General features: G+C 29.4%; 4 protein-coding genes. All 4 read right to left on the minus strand.

Going from position 1 to position 2,991, the window contains the following annotated elements:
* The coding region (locus Q4Q55_RS07385) for a glycosyltransferase family A protein (RefSeq protein WP_303372185.1) at positions 1–777 on the minus strand (777 nt) is incomplete at its 3' end.
* 7 nt (positions 778–784) lie between these two features.
* On the minus strand, positions 785–1,288 hold the full coding sequence (locus Q4Q55_RS07390) for a hypothetical protein (protein WP_303372186.1): 504 nt from the start codon (positions 1,286–1,288) through the stop codon (positions 785–787).
* Positions 1,289–1,300: 12 nt separating this feature from the next.
* A complete protein-coding gene (locus tag Q4Q55_RS07395) occupies positions 1,301–2,104 on the minus strand; it encodes an ABC transporter ATP-binding protein (protein WP_303372187.1) in 804 nt (267 codons plus the stop codon).
* Positions 2,105–2,115: 11 nt separating this feature from the next.
* Entirely contained in the window at positions 2,116–2,883 is a 768-nt protein-coding gene (locus Q4Q55_RS07400) for an ABC transporter permease (protein WP_303372188.1), read from the minus strand.
* Between the last annotated feature and the right edge of the window lie 108 nt (positions 2,884–2,991).

A 2,991-nucleotide genomic window follows, 5' to 3' on the forward strand; every position in this document is an offset into this window, starting at 1 on the left:
TTTTAATTGATTTAATAAGCTGTATTGCATGGATTTAGTGACTTCACCAAATTTGTTCTCGTTTTTTTCAATCAGATTATTTAAATTTTCTTCGATAAATTTCTCATATTCCATGCGGTTGAATGAAATGTCTTCGGTAGGCAGTGTTTTTTCATCAATATTTTCAATAAAATAATTTCCATCTTTGCAGATTCCCAAATTCGGATAATCAACTGAAATCTGGCTTAAAAAAGTGTTATATTTATTGTAATCATTTATGAATTTTGTTTCATCAATACTTTCTTTTTTAATAAATGTTGAAGGTCCAAGTAATTGAACCGGTTCAGGAATTTCGTTTAAATTGAATGCAGAACTGTTCTTGATTGGATAATCAAGATAATGTTCCAACCGATTATTTTTATAGTAGTAAATTGGTATTGTAACCAAATCGAGATTTGGATTATTTTTTATGAAATCCGAAACATCCTCCAATGTTCTTTTAGATAGGTAATCATTTGCTTCTAAAAAAAGAATATATTCTCCTTCAGTGTTTTCAAGTCCTATATTGTGGGGTGGAAGCATTTCAGTTTCAAAAAATTTGACATTTAAAGGATATCTGTCAATATACTTTTCACAAACTTCCCTGGTATGGTTTAAGGGTTTATCAAGAATGATTGCTTCGACATTATTTTCAAAACTTAATGTTTGATTAATTAGGGAGTTGAGTGTTTTTTCAACACCTTCAGTTGAATCATTGGCAGGTATTATTATAGAAAATTTAATTTCACTCAACTTCATTCCTCTATCAATCTTTTCCTTGTTTATAATCCGGAGTCATTGTCTCAATTATGAATTTTAGATTTTTCTCAATGTTTCCATCATTCTTAAAGTTTTCAAAAATTGCTGTATAAGTATGATTTTGACGATAAAAAACAGAAATTTGTTCAGTTCCGTTGTCATTTGTTAAATATAAGTTGTAAACTTTTTGTTTATTTATTCTTTCAGTATTATTTGTAATATTATCATAATCATTATTTCCATAATCTTCTGATAATTTTTTAAGGGTTTTTGATGCAGTGTTACCTTTTCCATTGTCTTTAATTGTTATTTTTTCAGAATTTTTTTTATTGTATAATTCAACATGGTCATTACCTGAATCTCCGACTGAAAAATCGTCAGGTATTGTTATAGTGGTTTTACTGAATGTTGTAATCGCACTACCTACTGTATTTGAATGATCAACAATATAATACATTGAACCCAGTCCAATGATAAGTATTACTAAAATCAATATCCATCTTTTATCCATTTTCAAACCCTTTTATTTCTTTTTACTAGATTTAACATAGGCGTTACAGACTTTTTTTGCTTCTCCTTCCATAACGATTTTTCCATTTTCAATCCAAATGCATCTGTCACAGATTTTTTCAACTTGTGAGAGTGAATGTGAAACAAGAAGTACTGTCACACCATCTTTCATCATATTTTCAATTCTCTGTGTACTTTTTCTTCTGAATTTAATGTCCCCTACTCCCAACACTTCATCAAGTATTAATATGTCTGGCTGAATTGCGGTTGCAATTGAAAACCCTAATTTTGATTGCATACCTTTGGAGTAATTTTTAACGGGATAGTTAATAAATTCTCCAAGTTCAGAAAATTCAACAATCTCATCATATTTTTCATTGAGGTAGTTCTCATCCATACTTAAAAAAGCACCGTTCAAATAAATATTATTTTTTCCAGTATAATTCTTATCAAAACCTGCACTGATAGCAAGCAACGGAGCAACTTTTCCATTGATTTTCACGGTTCCTTCGGTAGGTTCATAAATACCGGAAATAACTCTTAAGAGGGTACTTTTGCCTGATCCGTTGAAACCGAGAACTCCTACCCTTTCGCCCCTATAAACTTTGAATGAAACACCATCAAGAATTCTTATTTTTCGCTTTTCGTTTTTGTTTCGTTTAATTGTTCTAATAACATATTCTTTAAGAGTATCAATTTTATCTTTTGTAACCTTAAATTCCATTACCAAGTCTTCTACTTCGATAGCAACATCCTTGTCCATATCTTCTCTTATTCCGGAAGTTTTATCTTTTTGAAATCTATCAAGTATGCTCATTTTATTACCTACTATATTTCTAATGCTAATTTCTTATCATACATGTTAAATAACACGATTCCTATTGCAAATACAGTAAAAGCAAATGCTGCTAAATAAGATATTTTACTTAAATCAGGTGCAATACCAAACACAACACATTCTCTGAATGTGGAGATTGCAGCATACACTGGATTTAATGTGAATATTACCTGAACTGTTGAAGGTACAATTTCTATCGGGTAAAATAGTGCTGATGCATACATTAAAATTAATGTAAATACGTTGTATAAATATCCAATATCTGAAAAGTATGTATTACATACAGCTAAAATTAAACCAACACCAAATATTAATATGACCAATAGTAGGAGTGGGATAAATCCATATATAATTGTAAAGTGGAATGGGGCTCCGGTAACTAACATAACTCCGAATAATATAACAAATGAAATTAAGAAATTGACAAATTCATAACAAACTGAACTTATAGAAAACATGTATTTTGGAACATAAATCCTTTTCAATAAACTAGCATTCTTTCTAATTGAATTCATTGCGCCTTTTGTAGCGGCATTATAAAAGTCATAGATTAATCTTCCAGATAAAAAGTAAACCGGATAATTTTCTATTGCCCTACCAAACAACATTGAAAAAATCGCAGTAAACACAATCATAATTAAAAGAGGATTAAAAAAACTCCAAAGGATGCCCAATACGGAATCCTTATATTTTGAAGTCAAATCCTTTTTAACCAATTGTTTTAATAAGAATTTTTTTTCTGAGAATGTATCAAACATGTTCTAACCAATATATTTTCGATTAATTTTATAAACAAGGAATTATATTATTTTCGTCTGTTTTCAAATTCCTCAAATATTTCATCAATTTCCACGCCTTTATAAACT

It is taken from the genome of Methanobrevibacter sp., assembly GCF_030539555.1.
Lineage (GTDB): Archaea > Methanobacteriota > Methanobacteria > Methanobacteriales > Methanobacteriaceae > Methanocatella.

Coding starts and splice junctions, on each gene's coding strand:
- Q4Q55_RS07390 (WP_303372186.1), bottom strand. CDS start 1,288: ATGGATAAAAGATGGATATTGATTTTAGTAATACTTATCATTGGACTG.
- Q4Q55_RS07395 (WP_303372187.1), bottom strand. CDS start 2,104: ATGAGCATACTTGATAGATTTCAAAAAGATAAAACTTCCGGAATAAGA.
- Q4Q55_RS07400 (WP_303372188.1), bottom strand. CDS start 2,883: ATGTTTGATACATTCTCAGAAAAAAAATTCTTATTAAAACAATTGGTT.